This is a genomic window from Nonlabens xylanidelens (assembly GCF_002934445.1).
Classification (GTDB): domain Bacteria; phylum Bacteroidota; class Bacteroidia; order Flavobacteriales; family Flavobacteriaceae; genus Nonlabens; species Nonlabens xylanidelens.
Window position 1 is genome coordinate 474,360 of record NZ_PTJE01000002.1, and the last position, 20,431, is coordinate 494,790.

General features: G+C 35.5%; 13 protein-coding genes. 11 read left to right on the forward strand and 2 right to left on the reverse strand.

The window, feature by feature from the left end:
* The first annotated feature begins 1 nt into the window (after position 1).
* The 10 genes from LY01_RS07290 to LY01_RS07335 all read left to right on the forward strand — a co-directional run bounded on the left by LY01_RS07290 (position 2) and on the right by LY01_RS07335 (position 17,459).
* Complete coding sequence (locus tag LY01_RS07290) at positions 2-844, forward strand: ABC transporter permease (protein ID WP_104515166.1); 843 nt, start codon at positions 2-4, stop codon at positions 842-844.
* A gap of 138 nt (positions 845-982) precedes the next feature.
* On the forward strand, positions 983-4,258 hold the full coding sequence (locus LY01_RS07295; RefSeq protein ID WP_104515167.1) for a T9SS type B sorting domain-containing protein: 3,276 nt from the start codon (positions 983-985) through the stop codon (positions 4,256-4,258).
* A 30-nt stretch (positions 4,259-4,288) separates the two neighbouring features.
* Positions 4,289-6,337, forward strand: coding sequence for a T9SS type B sorting domain-containing protein (locus LY01_RS07300; protein WP_104515208.1), 2,049 nt, complete (start codon positions 4,289-4,291; stop codon positions 6,335-6,337).
* A 31-nt stretch (positions 6,338-6,368) separates the two neighbouring features.
* Positions 6,369-9,296 carry a T9SS type B sorting domain-containing protein gene (locus LY01_RS07305; RefSeq protein ID WP_104515168.1) on the forward strand — a complete coding sequence of 976 codons (2,928 nt, stop codon included), beginning with the start codon at positions 6,369-6,371 and terminating at the stop codon, positions 9,294-9,296.
* Positions 9,297-9,495: 199 nt separating this feature from the next.
* Positions 9,496-9,954, forward strand: coding sequence for a MarR family winged helix-turn-helix transcriptional regulator (locus LY01_RS07310; protein WP_104515169.1), 459 nt, complete (start codon positions 9,496-9,498; stop codon positions 9,952-9,954).
* A gap of 1 nt (position 9,955) precedes the next feature.
* Positions 9,956-12,364, forward strand: a complete 2,409-nt coding sequence (locus tag LY01_RS07315) for a 3-hydroxyacyl-CoA dehydrogenase/enoyl-CoA hydratase family protein (protein ID WP_104515170.1) — start codon at positions 9,956-9,958, stop codon at positions 12,362-12,364.
* 4 nt (positions 12,365-12,368) lie between these two features.
* On the forward strand, positions 12,369-13,559 hold the full coding sequence (locus LY01_RS07320; RefSeq protein ID WP_104515171.1) for an acetyl-CoA C-acyltransferase: 1,191 nt from the start codon (positions 12,369-12,371) through the stop codon (positions 13,557-13,559).
* Between the two features lie 39 nt (positions 13,560-13,598).
* Positions 13,599-15,404, forward strand: coding sequence for an acyl-CoA dehydrogenase family protein (locus tag LY01_RS07325; RefSeq protein ID WP_104515172.1), 1,806 nt, complete (start codon positions 13,599-13,601; stop codon positions 15,402-15,404).
* Positions 15,405-15,565: 161 nt separating this feature from the next.
* A complete protein-coding gene (locus LY01_RS07330; protein WP_104515173.1) occupies positions 15,566-16,387 on the forward strand; it encodes a mechanosensitive ion channel family protein in 822 nt (273 codons plus the stop codon).
* Positions 16,388-16,598: 211 nt separating this feature from the next.
* Positions 16,599-17,459: a mechanosensitive ion channel family protein gene (locus LY01_RS07335; protein ID WP_104515174.1), complete on the forward strand. Its 861-nt coding sequence runs from the start codon at positions 16,599-16,601 to the stop codon at positions 17,457-17,459.
* 63 nt (positions 17,460-17,522) lie between these two features.
* On the opposite strand, the gene LY01_RS07340 is transcribed toward LY01_RS07335, so the two are convergent.
* Both LY01_RS07340 and LY01_RS15120 read right to left on the reverse strand, forming a co-directional pair.
* On the reverse strand, positions 17,523-18,377 hold the full coding sequence (locus tag LY01_RS07340) for a polysaccharide lyase family 7 protein (protein ID WP_104515175.1): 855 nt from the start codon (positions 18,375-18,377) through the stop codon (positions 17,523-17,525).
* 76 nt (positions 18,378-18,453) lie between these two features.
* Entirely contained in the window at positions 18,454-18,597 is a 144-nt protein-coding gene (locus LY01_RS15120; protein ID WP_170034551.1) for a hypothetical protein, read from the reverse strand.
* Between the two features lie 49 nt (positions 18,598-18,646).
* Here LY01_RS15120 and LY01_RS07345 point away from each other — a divergent pair, with 49 nt between their 5' ends.
* Positions 18,647-19,987, forward strand: coding sequence for a M28 family peptidase (locus tag LY01_RS07345; RefSeq protein WP_104515209.1), 1,341 nt, complete (start codon positions 18,647-18,649; stop codon positions 19,985-19,987).
* The last annotated feature ends 444 nt before the right edge of the window (positions 19,988-20,431 follow it).

Below are 20,431 nucleotides of genomic sequence, written 5' to 3' on the forward strand. Positions count from 1 at the left end.
CATGAAAAGATTATTAGATATAGAATTTCACAAATTCAGATATAGTAAAAGCAGTATAGTACTTACCATTATTTATTTAGTCATCGTAGTTCTTATGATGCTTAGTGGTATGATAAGAATAGACCTAAATGGTTTTAATGGTAGTTTTTCTGATCTAGGAATATTCAACTTCCCGTTAGTATGGCATATTAGTACTTATTTCACAAGTTTTTTAAAGATATTCATAGCCATAGTTTTAGTATCACTAACAGCAAACGAATACAGCAATAGAACTATAAAGCAAAACTTAATAGATGGATTAAGTAAGAAAGAATTAATACTTTCTAAGTTATACTTAGCCCTGTCTTTAGCTATTTTAACCACCGTTGTAGTGTTTATAGCCTCATTAATATTAGGCTTAATTTACTCTGACTTTGACGAGCCTTCTATAATTTTCTCACAAATGGGCTATTTAGGGGCATTCTTCTTAGCGCATTTAGTATTCTTTTGCTTTTGTTTATTTGCTGGTATTTTAGTCAAAAGAAGTGCCTTTGCATTAGGTTTTGTATTTGTATGGTACATTTTTGAAGGAATACTAAACCTATTAGCTAAAGGTGTAGATACGTTTTACGACACCCACATTTATGAATGGTTGACTCACATTTTACCATTAAACGCCATGTCTAATTTAATTAAACAACCGTTTACTAAAATCGATTTAGTAGAATCTGCACTGAATCAAATTTCTGTTGAAGGAATGGATTTTGGTTACGACATAGAATGGATAGATGTAGCATCTGTATGCATATGGAGTACATTATTTATTTATATGTCCTACGCATTATTAAAAAGGAGAGATTTGTAAAATACAATTAACATAATCTACTTATAAAACGTCGCTATAATTAATTTTATAGCGACATTTTCATTATTATTCATTTGCTTAAAATCAGGAAATGTTAAAAGAGTCTCAATTGTGATATGTGTGCATTAAATTCGCACTATGCAGAAAAAGAAATTCTTTCATGCCATTTCAATATTGGCAATATTATTTAGTTGTGGTTTAGTTAATGCTCAATTAGAAGCCTCAAATTGGTATTTTGGTTTTAATGCAGGTATAAACTTCGATCCTGCTACCGGTGCTGTTACCGCTTTGACAAATGGTCAAGTATCTACTAATGAAGGTTGCGCCAGCATATCTGACGAAAATGGCCAACTTCTTTTCTATACGGACGGATCTACTGTATACGATAGTTCGCACAACATCATGGTTAACGGTGTGGGGTTAAGAGGTAATCCATCTAGTACACAAAGCGCTATTATCATCCCAAAACCACAGGACCCAAATATCTATTATATTTTCACAGTAGATGTTCCAGCCTTCGGTGGTTCTGATGGGATACATTATTATGAAGTAGACATGACCGGAAATCTTGGTCTTGGAGAGGTAGTTACAAATATTGCAAACCCTCCACAATTAATTGGTCAGGCTGCAGAAAAACTAACGGCAATTAATCATTCCGTGAACGATGAAATTCTAGTAACAGCTATGGCAAACGCATCTGGATTTGGTGCCTATAACTCCTTTTTTACTTATACTGTAAGTGCCGCCGGTGTTAATTTAACTCCAGTAATATCCACTGTCGCTACTACTACCACTGAAAGAAGAGGAAATTTAAAAATATCTCCAGACGGTAGATATATGGTTTCTTGTAATATGAGTACAGGTACATTTATCTATGATTATGACCAAAGCTCTGGTGTTGTTTCTAATGAACGTAGACTATCCTTCAGCGGTGCAAATCAAGCTGGATATGGAGTAGAATTTTCTCCTGATGGTAGCCTTTTGTATGTTACCGCATCTAACGATGCTGGAGGATCTGGTGCTGCAAACCATACCTCTACCCTATATCAGTACCAACTTACCAACACTAACTTAGTAAATCCTATTGTTTTCGGTACCGTTATAGACACAAGACAGGGATATCGTGGTTCTTTACAGTTAGGAATAGATGGCAAAATCTACAGAGCCATATCAGATTCTTATGATATCGGTAGACCTTTTTTAGGAGTAATCAATAACCCAAATACAGTAGGAACAGGATGTAATTATCAACATGATGCCATACCACTTTCTGGACGTGCATCAACACAAGGATTACCTCCTTTTATTCAAAGTTTCTTTGCTCTTATAGATGTAGAAAATCTATGTCTTGGAGATGGTACCACCTTTGAATTTCAATCAGATACACCACCAGATGCAGTTTTATGGGATTTTGGAGATGGAAATACTTCTACTCAAGAAAACCCAACACATACATATGCAGCAGCTAGAATTTATAATGTTGTACTTTCTCTTACCAGTGGAGGTAGCACCAGAATATATCGTAAAAACGTTCAAATTTATGAATCTCCAGTAGCAAACCCAATATCAGATCAGGCTGCTTGTGATATAGATCAAGATGGCATGGCTACTTTTGATTTAGATAACACTGCAACACCAGAAATTTTAGGATCACAAAGTGACATAACTTACACAGTAAGGTACTTCACAAATCAAAGAAATGCAGACGATAACTTAAACCCTATCACTACTCCTTATGAATCAAATGTCGCTAACCAAAGCCTAATCGCTAGAATCTATAATTCTAATAATGCTGCATGTTATGAAACTTTAAGTTTTAACCTAGAAATATTTGATCAACCTATTTCTAATGCAGTAAATGAATTAGAAGGATGCGATGATGATTTTGATGGAATCATAGACTTTAACCTTAGTGATCAGACATCATTAATTCTAGGGACTCAAAATTCAAGTGATTTTAATGTTTCTTACCATACTTCACAAAACGATGCAGATTTAGGCATTAACCCATTACCTAATACGTATAGAAACAACACTCCTTTTAATGAAACGGTCTTTGTGCGTGTAGAAAATGTATTATCTAACAGTTGTGCCGACACTACACAATTCTTTGAATTAATAGTTAACCCTAAACCTGTCGCATTAGACTTTACTGCTTTTCAATGTGATGAAGACGGCACCGTAGATGGTAGAACTATTTTTAGTTTTGATAGTTTTAGCAATTCAATTAGTGATAATGCAACAGGAGTTTCTGTTACTTATTTCATTAATCAAAATGATGCAGATAATGACGTGAATCCTTTAAACAGCACTAGTTACACTAACTTAACACCTATGCAAACTATAGTTGCCAGAGTTACTAACGATATTACAGGCTGTTTCACAACCTCGATGGTCACCTTATCTGTAAGTGCTAGCGATGCTCAAGACACCACACTTTCCACTTGTGATGATGACGGTATAGAAGATGGTTTTTCAGAATTTGATCTAACTACAGCGAGTAGCAATGTACTTATTAATGCACCAGCTGATGTAACACTCAACTATTACCTAACTCTCAACGATGCTCTAACAGAACAAAATGTTCTACCTATTGCATATACAAACACAACAGCAAATAACCAGACCATTTATGCAAGAGCAGAATCTCCTGATGGTAACTGTTTTGGAATAAGCGAAGTAGAACTTATAGTTAATCCACTTCCCGTGATTGAACTTACAGAGCTGTATGATTATTGTGGTAATAACCCACAAGCACTAGTTATAGATAGTGGTATTATAACTGGTTCTACTACAGATTACACCTACTCTTGGAGCACAGGAGAAACTACAGAGTCTATATCTGTAACTAATGGAGGTGATTATACTGTAACGGTAAGCAATTCTGATGGATGTACTAGACAGCGATTAGTTACGGTAATTATCAGTGAACCTGCAACTATAAACAGTATAGAAGTGGTAAATGCTGGTACTAATGATTCTGGAGGTGCAACTATTAATGCAAGCGGTCTAGGAGACTACGAGTACCGCATAAGTCTTGATGAACCCTTTCAAGACAGCCCTATCTTTGATAACATTGCACCAGGTTTCTATACTGCTTATGTAAGAGATAGAAATGGCTGTGGAACTACTACACAAGATTTCAGTATTGTGGGTTACCCTAGATATTTCACTCCTAATAATGATGGGTTTCATGATTACTGGCAGTTAATAGGTGTTTCTGTAGTTTTTGAACCTAATAGCGAGATTTACATATTTGATCGTTATGGTAAATTACTCAAACAACTATCTCCACAAGGTCCTGGCTGGGATGGAAACTATAACGGCACGCCATTACCATCTAGTGATTACTGGTTTAAGGCAACTTTAATGGATGGGACTACCTTCTCATCTCACTTTACGTTAAAAAGATAAATTATGATTGCCTATTTTTACAATAGAGCAATGAAGTATATATTTTATTTATTAATTTTTATCTGTTCCGCTTTCGCGAAAGCGCAACTAGAATCATCCTATTGGTATTTTGGTATCAATGCAGGTATCGATTTCACATCTGGTAATGCTGTGGCTGTAGATAATGGTCAGTTAGTAACTGGAGAAGGTTGCGCAACGATTTCAGATCCTTTTGGAAATTTATTATTTTACACAGATGGCTCTTTAATTTATGATGCAAACCATGTAATCATGCCTAACGGGACTGGTTTAAAGGGAAATTCTTCCAGTACAAGTAGTGCCATAATAGTACCTTTACCTGGCAATTCTAGTATTTACTATGTTTTTACAGTAGACACAGATGACTCCTTATATCGCAATACAGAAGGGTTGCATTATTCTATAGTAGACATGACACTTAATAATGGCACAGGTGATGTAGATCCTTTTAATAAAAACATCAATCTACTACCCATCACATCAGAAAAACTTACAGCTATTACAAATGCCGCAAGAGACGGTTTCTGGATCATATCACAATTTGAAGGTACATTTTATTCTTATGAACTTACAGTTAGTGGACTTAACACAACTCCAGTATCTTCTCAAGTCGCTCCTTTCATAGAATTAATTAACTCCACAGTTACAAATGTAGATGTTGCTGCAATGAGAGGTTATATAAAAATAAATGCGAGAGGTAACAAACTAGCCGCAGCTCATTTTTCAAATAACACCACAGCCGAGTTTTCTGGTATAACAAATGTACTAACAGCTAGAAGTCTTGCATATACTAACGGTGGTGAACTTTATCTCTATGATTTTGACAATTCAACTGGCGTGGTTTCTAATCCACAGGCGTTGCTGACACGATCTGATGGTGGTTCTATTTATGGAGTTGAATTTTCTGGAAATGATCAGTTCTTATATGCCGAAGTAGACTACATGAATGCATCTACAACACAAATTTTTGATTTTTTAAGAGGAGAAATCATTCAGTACGATTTAACTTCTAATAATATAGCTGCCAGCGCACAAGTAATACATGATGATAACATTACACCTTTTAGAGGTGCTTTGCAATTAGGACTTGATAATAAAATTTACCATAGTAGAATACAACAAAACGCTTTAAGCGTTATAAATAATCCCGATACTATCGGTGTTGGTTCTAATTATGAATACAACTCATTCCCTTTATCTCCTAATACAGTTGCATGGTATGGACTACCCATATTTGTACAATCATTTTTACTTAATGGAGAGATCGAGACTATGGATCACTGTTTTGGTGAGCCCCAAGATTTTAGTATTCAAACTGCTGCAAGCATAGTATCAATAGATTGGGATTTTGATGATATAGATTCAGGAATAAACAATTTTTCAAACGATTTAACACCTACTCATCTATTCTCTGCTCCTGGCACCTACACTGTTACAGCGACAGTAGAAACGTTAGTACAAACATTTACAATAACGCAAGATGTCGTTGTTTTTAACTCTATACAGATCAATGATTTCCAACCTATTATTGAAGAGTGTGAGCTTGGTTTTGACAAAGCTGTTTTTGATTTAACACAAATAGCAGAACAGATAAATAACAATTCAAATCAAGAAGTTACCTTTTTCGAATCTGAAGCTGATGCTCTTGAAAACATAAATCAAATCCTTAACCCAAGCAGTTATACAAATCTTTATTTAACTCAAGAAATCTTTGTTAGGGTATCTACTTTAAATTGTTTTGATGTCTTTTCTTTCAAAATAATTACAAAACTCTGTGAAATTGAGGTTTTTAACGTCATAACACCTGACGGTGATGGATTAAATGATACGTTTATCGTTTCTGGCCTATATAATATTTATGATAAACATAAAATGTATATATTTAGCCGGTACGGACAAAAGATTTGGGAAGGAAATAACATAACTGGTGGATGGGACGGCACATCAAATACTGGTTTATTTCATACTAATGACATTTTGCCGACAGGTACATATTTTTATGTATTAGAATTAAATGAACCTAACATAAAGCCCAAAGCCGGTTATGTTTATTTAAGATAGCAAAAACTACAATCCAATTAACTACAAAAAAATGAAAAAACTTTTCCTCCTAACCTTAACTTTTTTATTAAGTTTTCAAATCAATGCACAATTAGAATCCTCATGGTGGGTTTTTGGAGACAATGCAGCCATAGAGTTTAATCCTAATCCTCAAAATAGATCTACAGAACCTTTCATAGCTGGGTCTGGTTTTATGCAAGATGAAGGAGTAGGTACTATTTCAGATGATAATGGAAATTTATTATTTTACACTAACGGAAGTACAGTTTGGAATCGTAATGGTGCAATTATGTCTAATGGAACAGGTCTATTAGGTGGAGGGTCTGCAACACAAGCGGCAATTATTCTAAAAGCTCCAGAAACGCCTGATGTATATTTTATATTTACAGTTGGTAATGCTGGTAATGGTCCATTAGCCTATTCTCGTATCGAGATGCAACTTAGTGGAGGATTAGGCGATGTCGTTCCAGGTGTTAAAAATGTAATTTTAATGGATGAATGTGCCGAAAAAGTAGCCGGTACTATTAAAACAGGCAGCAATAACGCATACGTAATGACATATGCAAGACAAAATGGTACCAGCACTAATGCTGGAACAGGAAATTTCAATTCTTTATTTGCTTGGGAAGTTAGAGGAATTCCTGGAACAGGTATATCATTCGTGAATGCCTCTCCAGTACCACAAGCATCTAATGGTAACTCGGCAAACTTCCCTGCACTTGCTTCAGAAAATGACGGAGATAGAGGAATGTTAAGAGTCTCTCCAGATGGAACTAAATTAGTTGTCGCTCATCAAAATGCTGGATTTGGCGGCGGTACTAATCAAACGGGAGCTTGGCTTTACGATTTTAACCCAGGTAATGGTCAGTTTAGCGGTGCTGGACTACAATTAGATAGCGGTCCTGTTTATGGTGTTGAATTTTCACCATCTTCACAATATTTATATCACGATATTAGTAGTTCATTTAGTCCTACCACAACAAGTAACAGGAAACTAGTACAATACGATCTATGTGAAGAAACAAATATTATAGCCTCAAGAAATGAATTTGCTGATATTACAGGAGGCTCAAGAGGTACATTACAACTAGGTAGAGATGGGAAAATATATGTTACCAGATTTGGTACTAGTTTTTTAGGATCTATTGATCCAGAAACAGCAACTCCTGTTTACAACCCAACAGCTATCGATATTTCACCAGGAGTTTCTCAACAAGGTCTTCCTGTATTTATACAATCTAATTTTGCAAGCTCATTTACTGTTAATGATCAGTGTCAAGGTGATGCAACAGATTTTCAATTAGCATGTTTACCACAAGTAGCCGCTTCTGTTTGGAATTTTGGAGATGGTAATACCTTATCAGTTACAGGACCTGGAATTGTTCAAAATACTTACGCTGCTGCAGGAACATATACAGTTAGTGTAAATGTTACAAACGTATCTGGTGACGTTAGAGATTTTACGCAAGACATAACCATTTATGAAAATGGAATCGTAGATCCTGTTGATACTACATTATTAGATTACTGTGATGACGATAATTCTGGTTCAGAAATTGTTGACTTAACGCAATTCACAGCAGATGTATTAGGTACTCAAGACGCAGCAACCTTCAATATCTCTTACCACTCTACTCAAACAGATGCTGAAATGGACACAAATCCTTTACCAGATAACTATGATGTAAGCGTAGGTACTGTACAAGTTTGGGTAAGAATCGCAAACAACACCTCTCCTATAGACGACGGTTGTAGTGCTGTAGCATCATTTGACCTTACCGTTAGCACAACGCCTAGTGTTTCAAATATCCCAGATTTTGAGCTATGTGATGACTCTAGCGAGGATGGTATAGAAGATTTTGATCTTGCAGGTTACCTAAGTGTTATAGAGAATACCGCTGGTAACCCAGTAGACGTAAGCTATACCTACCACCCTACACAAATGGATGCTGATATGAATACCGCAGCAATAGATACAACTGTACCTTTTACAAACACTACATCACCTCAAATTGTATTTGTAAGACTACAGAATACAAATGAAGCTGACTGTTTTGGAACAGCACCTATAAATTTGATCGTACAAGATTTACCATCTATTTCTACACCGATGAATATTGAAGTATGTGATGATGCACCATTAGATGGTAGTAGTGACTTTATATTATCAGATCAAGATAACAACGTAGACCCTACTGGATTAAATACTGTTTCTTACTACAATAGCCTTAGTGATGCAGACTCTGGTAACAATCCTTTACCTAACACATATAATGTAACAGGTTCTGAAGAAATCTTTGTGAGATCAGAAACACCAGACGGTTGTTTCAACACGACTAGTTTTATGATAACAGTACAAGCTGCTCCATCTATAGGTAACGCTCCAGATCTTACTAATATATGTGATGATAGTGTTGATTTAAATCAAAACCTTTTTGAATTATCTGTACAAGACGATATCATTCTTAATGGAAATAGCGCTACAGACTTTACAATAAGTTACTATACCACAGATGCAGACGCTCAAGCTGGTGTTAACGCATTACCTACTACTTATGTGGTTCCTTTTCAAGCTGGAACAACTTCTGATTTATTGTTTGCTAGATTAGAAGATAATGTTACAGGTTGTTTCAACACTTCTCAATTTACCATCATATTTGAAAGATGTGAAATCATCTTCCCAGAAGGTTTCTCTCCTAATAACGATGGAATAAATGATACATTCTCTATTCCTGGACTTGCTGAACAATACGATAACTTTAGTCTTCAAATATTCAACCGTAATGGATCAGTTGTTTATGAAACAGCTGCTAGCAATTATGTTGAATTTGCAGGAATACCTAATAGCGGTGTATTATCTGGCGATGGCTTACTACCTACCGGAGTTTACTTTTACGTTATTAAATATAATGACGCAGACATAGAAGACACAGCTAGTTGGGTCTATATCAACTACTAAATAAATAGAATTAATAAATTATCAAAATCCTAGTTTTAATTAACTAGGATTTTTTTTTATCTTTAAGCTGTACTGTTAGTTCCGCTTTCGCGAAAGCGAGACTGAATAAATTACACTTGAAACTATATCGTTTGAAATTTTACAATATTTTACTATGCATGCATAACAAAAATTACTATATTGCAGTATATTTATAATTATGAGAGATAAAACAATCGATTACATTCTTAGAGCTACATGGATGTCAGTTTCTAAAATGTATAATGAACAAGCTGCTGTTAAGGGCAGTACTATGTCTACAGGATTTGCTCTTATTAGTATAGATCCAGAAACAGGAACACCTAGTACAGCTTTAGGACCTAAAATGGGAATGGAAGCTACTTCTCTATCACGTACACTTAAAATGATGGAGAATAAAGGTCTCATAGAAAGACGTAGAAATCCAGAAGATGGAAGAAGTGTATTGATTCATCTGACAGATTTCGGCGCTGAAATGAGAGAATTTTCAAAGTCAGTTGTTAAAACTTTTGACCAAGTCGTTAAAAATGAGATTGAACCAGAAAAAATAGATACCTTTCTAGAAGTTGCCTTTAAAATTAACGAAATAGTAAACTCTAAAAAAATCTTCAAAAAAAAAGCTCTATTAGCTCAAAAATAATATGGGAAAACGTAGAATAAAACATGTAACCGTAATAGGTTCTGGTATCATGGGAAGTGGAATTGCTTGCCATTTTGCAAACATAGGTTGTGAAGTACTCCTACTGGACATAGTCCCAAGAGAACTTACTGACAAAGAAAAGGCCAAAGGTCTAACTCTAGAGGACAAGGTAGTTCGTAACCGTATGGTTAACGATAACCTTACAGCTTCTGTAAAGAGTAAACCGGCACCTTTATACAATAACTCATTTGTAAACAGAATTTCTACAGGAAATTTAACTGATGACTTATCTAAAATTAAAGATACCGACTGGATTATTGAAGTCGTTGTTGAAAGATTAGATATTAAAAAATCTGTTTTTGAACAAATTGAGAAGTACCGTAAACCTGGTACTTTAATTACATCAAATACTTCTGGTATTCCTATCTCTTTCATGAATGAAGGACGTAGTGAAGATTTCCAGAAGCACTTTGCAGTAACACACTTTTTCAATCCGCCGAGATATTTAAAATTATTTGAAGTTGTTCCAGGTCCTAATTGTGATCCTGAGGTTACTGACTTCTTAATGGAATATGGAGAGAAATACTTAGGTAAGACATCAGTTCTTGCAAAGGATACTCCAGCGTTTATAGGTAACCGTATCGGTATATTCTCTATTCAGAGTTTATTCCACACTGTTAAAGAGATGGGACTTACCGTTTCTGAAGTTGATAAACTTACCGGTCCTGTAATAGGTCGTGCTAAGTCTGCCACTTTTAGAACTGTAGATGTTGTAGGACTAGATACACTTGTACATGTTGCAAATGGTGTTTATGAAAACTGTCCAGAAGACGAGCATAAAGACACTTTTAAATTACCAGACTTCATCGATACAATGATGGAAAATAAATGGTTAGGTTCTAAAACTGGTCAAGGTTTTTATAAAAAGAATGTAACTAAAGATGGTAAGAAAGAGATTCTAGCATTAGACTTAGATTCTATGGAGTACGTTGCACAACCTCGTGCAAAGTTTGCTACACTAGAATTAACTAAAACAATTGATAACGTTGCAGATCGTTTTCCTGTATTAATTAAAGGAAAAGATAAAGCTGGTGATTTCTATAGAAAATCATTTGCTTCACTATTTGCATACGTACAACATAGAATTCCAGAAATAAGTGATGAATTGTACCGTATAGACGATGCAATGAGTGCAGGTTTTGGTTGGGAACATGGACCATATCAGGTTTGGGATGCCGTAGGTGTTGCAAAAGGTGTGGAGTTAATGGAAGCAATCGGTAAAAAACCAGCTGCTTGGGTAACAGAAATGCTAGAGAAAGGATTTGAATCTTTCTATACAGTAAAAGATGGCTCTACTTACTACTACTCTATCCCAGATAAAGATTATGTAAAGAAACCAGGTCAGGATGGATTTATCATTCTAGATAATTTACGTGCAAATGCCCCAGTCTTCAAAAATTCTGGTGTAACTGTACATGATATAGGTGACGGTATCCTTAATGTAGAATTTACTTCTAAGATGAATTCTATAGGTGGTGACGTACTTGCTGGTATGAATAAAGCTATTGATATCGCCGAAGATCGTTTTGACGGTTTAGTAGTAGCAAATAATGGTGCTAACTTCTCTGTAGGAGCAAATATCGGTATGATATTTATGATGGCTGTAGAGCAGGAATATGATGAGCTGAATATGGCTATCAAACAATTCCAAGATACAGTTATGAGATTGCGTTACAGTAGTATTCCTACTATCGTTGCGCCGCATCAAATGGCATTAGGTGGTGGTTGTGAAATGACCATGCACTCTGACGTTGCTGTTGCTAGTGCAGAGACTTACATCGGTCTAGTAGAATTTGGTGTAGGTGTAATCCCTGGTGGTGGTGGATCAAAAGAGATGGCACTAAGAGCTAGTGACACTTTTGAGAAAAATGACGTAGAATTAAATAGACTTAGAGAATACTTCCTTACTATAGGAACAGCTAAAGTTGCAACAAGTGCTTATGAAGCATACGATCTAGGCATCTTGAGAAAAGGTGTGGATCATGTTGTTGTAAACGATAATAGACGTATTGCTTTTGCAAAAGCACAAGCGAGACTTCTAGCTGACAAAGGTTACACACAACCTGCTATGCGCAAGGATATAAAAGTATTGGGCCAGCAAGCATTAGGAATGTTCTTAGTAGGAACTGACGCGATGAAAGCTGGAAAATATATAAGCGAGCACGACTTAAAAATCGCAAATAAACTAGCTTATGTAATGGCAGGTGGTGATTTAAGTGCCCCTACCCTTGTCTCTGAACAGTATTTATTAGACCTAGAACGTGAAGCATTCTTAAGTCTTACTGGAGAGAGAAAAACACTGGAGAGACTTCAACACATGATCCAGAAAGGTAAACCTTTAAGAAACTAAGAAAATGACAAACGCATATATAGTTGCCGCAAAAAGAACGGCAGTAGGAAAATCAGGTCGTGGGGTTTTTAGATTTAAAAGACCAGACGAGCTAGCAGCAGAAACTATTCAAGGAATGTTAAAAGACCTTCCTGATTTTGATAAAGGTCGCATCGATGACATGATCATAGGTAATGCAATGCCAGAGGCTGAGCAAGGACTTAACATGGCACGTCAGATATCACTTCTAGCATTAGAAAGAGTAGACATTCCAGGTATAAGTATCAATAGATGGTGTGCATCTGGACTAGACGCTATCGGTGCAGCCGTAGCTAGAGTACAATCTGGTATGGCACAATGTATCGTTGCCGGTGGTGTAGAAAGCATGAGTTATGTTCCTATGGGTGGTTATAAACCTGCTCCAGCTTATAGCCTGGCAAAGCAAGGTCATGAAGACTACTACTGGGGAATGGGACTTACTGCAGAAGAGGTTGCAAATGACTATAAGGTTTCTAGAGAAGAGCAAGATCAATTTGCTTATGACTCTCACATGAAAGCCTTAAAAGCACAAGCTGAAAACCGTTTCCAAGATCAAATTGTTCCTATCGATGTAGAAGAAACTTATCTAGACGAGAACGGAAAAAAGAAAACTAGAACCTATACAGTAACTAAAGATGAAGGACCTAGAAAAGGTACAAATCTAGAGGCGCTGGCAAGATTACGTCCAGTATTTGCTGCAGGTGGTAGTGTTACAGCTGGTAACTCTTCTCAAACTAGTGATGGTGCTGCTTTTACACTTGTAATGAGTGAAGAAATGGTAAATGAATTAGGTATAAAGCCTATTGCAAAACTAGTAAGCTTTGCCGTAGCAGCTGTAGAACCTAGAGTTATGGGTATTGCGCCTATAGAAGCTATTCCAAAGGCATTAAAACAAGCAGGTCTTAAAAAAGAAGACATGGCTCTTATTGAGTTAAATGAAGCTTTTGCAAGTCAGTCTGTTGCTGTGGTTAGAGAACTAGGTCTTAATAAAGACATCGTTAACGTTAACGGTGGTGCTATCGCACTAGGTCATCCACTAGGTTGTTCAGGAGCAAAACTATCTGTGCAAATCTTTGATGAGATGCGCAAGAGAGGAAACCAAGGAAAACACTGTATGGTTACCATGTGTGTAGGTACTGGACAAGGTGCTGCTGGTATTTTTGAGTTTTTAAATTAAGAATTACGCTTTCGCGAAAGCGAGATAACAATACATATTATGTCAACAGAAAATAAAATAGAAATGATACGCGGTGGACAATTCATCGTGAAGGAAACAAATCCATCAGAAGTATTTACTCCAGAAGACTTCTCTGATGAACAAAAGATGATGCGCGAGAGTGTACAGGAATTTGTAGACAAAGAGATCGTTCCTAATAAAGACCGATTTGAAAAGAAAGACTATGCACTTACTGAAGAAGTAATGCGCAAAGCTGGAGAAATGGGATTCTTAGGTGTAGCTGTTCCAGAAGAGTATGATGGTCTAGGTATGGGCTTTGTCTCTACTATGTTAGTTTGTGATTATATTTCTGGTGCAACTGGATCTATCGCAACTGCTTTTGGAGCACATACAGGAATAGGTACTATGCCTATTACTCTATACGGTACTGAAGAGCAAAAGAAAAAATATGTTCCTAAACTTGCTACTGGTGAGTGGTTTGGAGCTTATTGTTTAACTGAGCCTGGTGCAGGGTCTGATGCAAATTCTGGAAAAACAAAAGCAGAGCTTACTGCAGATGGAAAACACTACAAGATCAATGGTCAAAAAATGTGGATTTCAAATGCAGGTTTCTGTAATGTATTTGTAGTATTTGCACGTCTAGAAGATGATAAAAACATTACTGGATTTATCGTAGAAAACGATCCTAGTAATGGGATTACAATGGGAGAAGAAGAACACAAATTAGGTATTCACTCCTCTTCTACTCGTCAGGTATTCTTTAATGACTGCCTGGTTCCTGTAGAAAATATGCTTGCTGGTCGTGGTGAAGGTTTTAAAATTGCGATGAATGCATTAAATGTAGGTCGTATAAAACTAGCTGCAGCATGTCTAGATGCACAACGTCGTGTAATTACACTTGCTACTAATTATGCTAATGAGCGTGAGCAGTTTAAAACTCCTATCGCAAAATTTGGAGCTATAAGAAAGAAACTTGCTGAAATGGCTGTTAATGCTTATGTGGGTGAAAGTGCTTCTTATCGCGCTGCTAAAGATGTAGAAAACCGAATCCACTTGCGTCAGGAAGAAGGTGCAACCTTTGCAGAGGCTGAATTGAAAGGTGTTGAAGAATTTGCTATAGAATGCTCTATTCTTAAGGTTGCTGTATCTGAGGATATGCAAGCATGTAGTGATGAAGGTATACAAATCTATGGTGGTATGGGCTTCAGTGCAGATGCTCCTATGGAGGCTGCATGGAGAGATGCTCGTATCTCACGTATTTATGAAGGTACTAACGAGATTAACCGTATGCTAGCAGTAGGAATGTTAGTTAAAAAAGCGATGAAAGGTCACGTTAACTTACTAGAGCCAGCAATGGCAGTAGGAAATGAACTTACTTCTATTCCTTCTTTTGAAACACCAGATTTTTCAGAGCCATTATCTGAAGAAATGGATATGGTTAAGAAACTTAAAAAAGTATTCTTAATGGTTGCAGGAAGTGCGGTGCAAAAATTCGGTCCAGCACTAGAAGAGCACCAGCAATTATTAATTGCAGCGTCAGATATTCTTATCGAGATCTATATGGCAGAGAGTGCTATTCTTAGAACTCAAAAGAACATCGCTCGTACTAGTGTAGAAGAGCAAAAAGAGCAAATTGCAATGTCTCAATATTACTTATATCAAGCGTCTAAAATTATCCAGGCAAGAGCTGAAGAAGGTATTTCTAGCTTTGCTGAAGGTGATGAACAACGCATGATGCTTATGGGACTTAAACGTTTCACTAAATATACAAACCTACCTAACATTGTAGCTCTAAGAGATACTATCGCAGATAAGGTGACTGAAGCTAATAAGTACCCTTTCTAGTATTCTAGAAAATTTTAAATGAATTAAAGCCGCTATTGGATTTTCCAAATAGCGGCTTTTTAATTAAATAGAAATCATTTATTAAAATTAAATCATAAAGTTCCCAACTATTAACAAATCATAAACAAGGTTTTTCGAGGCTTATTCTACTTTTGTTTTATATGAAAGAGATACTAGAAGATTTTAATGTAGAGAAAGGTTTTGAGCTAATTTTAGAATATGGTATTCCGTTAGTAAAAGCAATTCTAATTTTTATTGTAGGAAGATGGTTAATTAAGAAAGCTCTTAAGCTAACGAGAAAAATAATGTTAGCTAGAGATTACGATATAACTTTAGAAAAATTCTTACTCAATTTAATTAAATGGGGCCTTTGGATTTTACTTATTATAACGGTAGTAGGAACACTAGGTATACAAACAACTAGTTTTGCCGCGGTTATTGCAGCTGCAGGGCTAGCTATCGGGCTAGCGTTACAAGGATCGTTGTCTAATTTTGCTGGTGGCGTGTTACTATTATTATTTAAACCTTTTAAAATAGGAGACACTATCGAGGCTCAAGGTGTTTTAGGTACTATTAAAGAAATAGATATCTTACAAACTAAAATAATAACTCCACAACGCAAACTGGCTATTATTCCTAACGGTCCATTGTTGAACGGGAATATTATTAATTTTAATGCAGAAGGTATTTTAAGATGTGACACCACCATAGGTGTAAGTTATGACGCAAATATTACACAAACTTTAGAAGCGTTGCGCAAGCTAGTGGAAGATCATCCATTAGTTCTTAAAGATCCTGCACCACAAATAATGGTGGCTGCAAATGCTGACAGTTCCATTAATATTAATGTAAGACCTTATACACTCACAGATGACATGTGGACAGTGTACTGGTATCTGCAAGAAAACTTTAAACCTACTCTAGATGCTATAGGTGTAGATATACCTTATCCACATCAGGTAGAAATTCAAAAAAAAGGATAATTTAAACTCCTTGAATAATTATTAAAAACCGCTCCTATTAGAGCGGTTTTTTTATATCGAGTATCCAGATAATTTAGATTAACGACTGAAAAACTGCTAAAACGTGTTTTTAACCGACAAAACGTTACTTTTTAAAAAAATAAGAATCCTTTTTAGATTACCATTTATTACTAGTTAAATTTGAATTCAACAAACAAAAACATTAGTAAAAATGATTCAAGAACCTGTAGTACAAGCAGACAATTTAGACCTAAATATAAGTCCTGACGGATTTAGCTTAGAAAACATTACTGGTTATGCCCTAGAATATGGTATACCACTTTTAAAAGCTATTTTAATTTACATAATTGGTGCATTTATCATTAAAAAGCTAGTAAAAGTTACTAGTAAATTAATGGATAAAAGAGATTATGACGTTACCTTAAAGAAATTCTTAACCAGTTTACTTAAATGGGTTTTAACCATACTTCTTATAGTAACAGTAGCAGGTACATTAGGAATTGAGACAGCTAGTTTTGCTGCTATTCTTGCCGCAGCTGGTCTTGCAATAGGACTTGCTTTACAAGGTTCTCTATCTAACTTTGCTGGTGGTGTTCTTATCTTAATTTTTAAACCTTATAAAATAGGTGATCTAGTAGAGGCACAAGGAGAATTAGGTGTTGTGAAAGAGATCGACATATTAGTTACTAAATTAATAACCCCTGCAAACAAACTTGCTCTTATACCTAATGGCCCTATGGCAAACGGTAACATCATAAATTATACTGCCGAAGGTAAAATGAGAGTAGATACTACTGTAGGAATAGGATATGGTGAAGACATGAAACAAGCTAAAGATGCTTTACTTGCTATGTTAGAATCTAATCCTAAAGTACTTAAAGATCCGGCACCATCTGTAAACGTTAGTGAACTTGCAGAAAGTTCTGTTAATCTAGCTGTAAGACCTTACTGTGCACCAGAAGACTATTGGGATGTTTATTTCTGGACTATAGAAAATACAAAACTTGTACTAGATAGAGAGAAAATTGAAATTCCTTATCCTCACGCAGTGGAGATACACAAAGAGGCTTAATATCCTTTCTTATCATTACTAGAATAGCTTATGCACTTAGTGCATAAGCTATTTTTGTTTTCATTAATATGAATACTTTAAACTGTAGTAACTAACTCGTGGCGCTTTACCAGCTACTTGTAAATAAGCTCCTGTTTTAAAGTAAAAATCTCCATCTTTTTCTAACCACTTGTTATCTACCGTATAAATTTTAGTCTTCGATTTTCCGGTATTGATATTCTTCACATAAACGCTAATTTGATTACCAGATTCTAAAATTTCTAGTTTACAATAGAGCTCATGCCCATCTCTAAAACCAACTAAATAATCATTTGTTGATTCTCCTTCATATTTAATGTACGTATCGGTAAGTACTGCTCTCAATTCATTTTCACCTGTGTATTCTACTCTAAATAGAGGCCTTCCTACACCTTGAGCATCATTATGTATTTGTGCTAAGGTTACTCCTTTTCTATCATTAGAATTAGGTAGATTTTCAAATTTTGCTTGAAACCTCAAGATACTTTGATCATTAAGCTTCAAGTTTTTGAGCTGTCTAAACTCTACGCGATCATTCTTATCGTCAGTTGCTTGTAAAACCATGGCGTCACCACAAACTTTAAAAATAGTATCATCACAAAAAGTATCTAATTTTTTAAACTCTTCCCTACTCTTTCCACCGTTCTTATATTGTTGCAATTTTGAGTCTGTTAGCACTGTTTTAAATTGGTCTAGATGTATTGGTTTTTTTTCGTCACAAGAAAAACACTCCTTTATATCCTCATGAAGTGGTAATATAAATGGCGATTCTGCATCTTTTACATTAGTACTGTCTATAGATTTACTTGCCCCACCACATGAAACTAGTAGACCAGTTAAAACTACACCTGATATCAAAAATATCTTATTATAATTTTTCTTTTTTATTCTTTGAATCATCGATTTATTTTAAAATTATATTTAGCTGTAAATCTACAGTATCTGTGATTTATTTCTATTAAATTTTTTATAGGCATTATAAAGACTTTAAAAAGTGTGTGATTTCTCTAAATAATCCCATGTAGTAAATTAAGAACATGTACTTTTTTAAGGTTCCAGAGGTATATAAATTCCGCTTTCGCGAAAGCGTGCTTATAAAGTATCCTTTTAACAATTTCATAGAACATCATAAATTCATAGCTCTTATCTTAGTAGCTAAATTTTTAAACATGAAAAACCTATTAATACTATCTCTACTTTGTAGTTACTTATCTATTGCACAAGTACCTACAGACCATCAAATGGACTTATACACTATCATTGATGAAGTAAGTGCAGATAGAATCGAGAACGACGTGCGTACACTAGCCGATTTTGGAACAAGAAATACATTTTCTGATACGGTTTCTAACACGAGAGGAATAGGCGCAGCAAGGAGATGGATCAAGGCACAATTTGATCAAATATCAAAAGAATGTGGTAACTGTCTAGAGGTGTTCTATCAAAAAGATTTTGTTTCTACTGATATGGGTAGTCGCATACCTAAAGATGCTTGGGTAGTAAATGTGGTTGCTATTCAAAGAGGTACCTCTAGTCCTAATGATATGGTGATGATGAGTGGTGACATAGATTCTCGCGCTAGTGATACTATGGACTTTACAACAGATGCGCCAGGTGCAAACGATAATGCTAGTGGTATGGCAGGTACTATAGAAGCTGCACGAGTTTTGAGCAAACGCAAGTTTAAGAACAGTATCGTTTATGTAGGTTTAAGTGGTGAGGAACAAGGCCTTTTTGGAGGAAAAGGACTGGCCGAATACGCTAAAAAGAAAAAATGGAATGTCATAGGGTTTTTAAATAACGATATGATAGGAAATATAGAAGGTGTAGATGGCGTAATCGACAACAGGGAATTTAGAATTTTTTCTGAACCTACAGATCCTACTGAGACAGAACGACAGCGTAATGGTCGCAGATTTTATGGTGGTGAAGTAGATGGAATTTCTAGACAACTAGCTCGATACATACATAAATCAGTAAAGACTTACATGCCAGAAATGAAGCCTATGATGGTTTATAGACTGGACCGTTTTGGGAGAGGTGGTCATCACAGACCTTTTGCAGATCTAGGTTTTCCTGGAATACGAATTATGGAAGCACATGAAAATTACACCCAACAACACCAAGACATAAGAACAGAAAACGGTATAGCATATGGTGATGTCGTAGAGCATGTTAATTTCCCTTATGCTAGAAAATTAACTGCTGTAAATGCTATTAACCTAGCTCAACTGGCATGGGCTCCTAGCAGACCTCAAAATGTTAAAATAGGTGGTATAGTAGAAGCTCATGTGAAATTTAAATGGGACAAAGTAAAAGATGCCGTAGGATATAAAATTTACTGGAGAGATACTACTAGTCCTACCTGGGATAACTCGCGATATGTAGGTGATGTAAACGCATTTACTTTAAAAGGAATAGTAATCGACAACTCCTTTTTTGGTATAGCTGCAATAGGAAAAGATGGTATAGAGAGTATGGTCAGTTTTCCTAGTGGTACTTTTAGATAATTAGATGCTACATGTAAAATAAAAACTATTTAACATGTAGTAATTACTCTACAACATGTCTATTAAAGAATATGAAAAATAGGCTTCTTCCCACATAATTAACCATCGTTAAATAAAACTGCTGTTTCACTCTGTTTTTTTAACAAAAAATACCCATTAATGGGTATTTTTTAAAGGTTTAATTAGACTTAATTTTACTCATGTGTTATAGACTAACCAACCAAATAACACAAAGAATTTTAGGGGGAAGAAAGCTCATTAATAATGACTTTCTCTAAAACTGCCAGATCTAATCTGGCAGTTTTTATTTACACCTATTTTAAAATATTTCTTATTTTCATTTAATTGTAGACTATTTATTTCGTGTATGATATGCGATACCTAGTCTAGTATATCTTTTCTAACTAAGATCTTTTTCAATAATCGTATCTTTGATATATAATT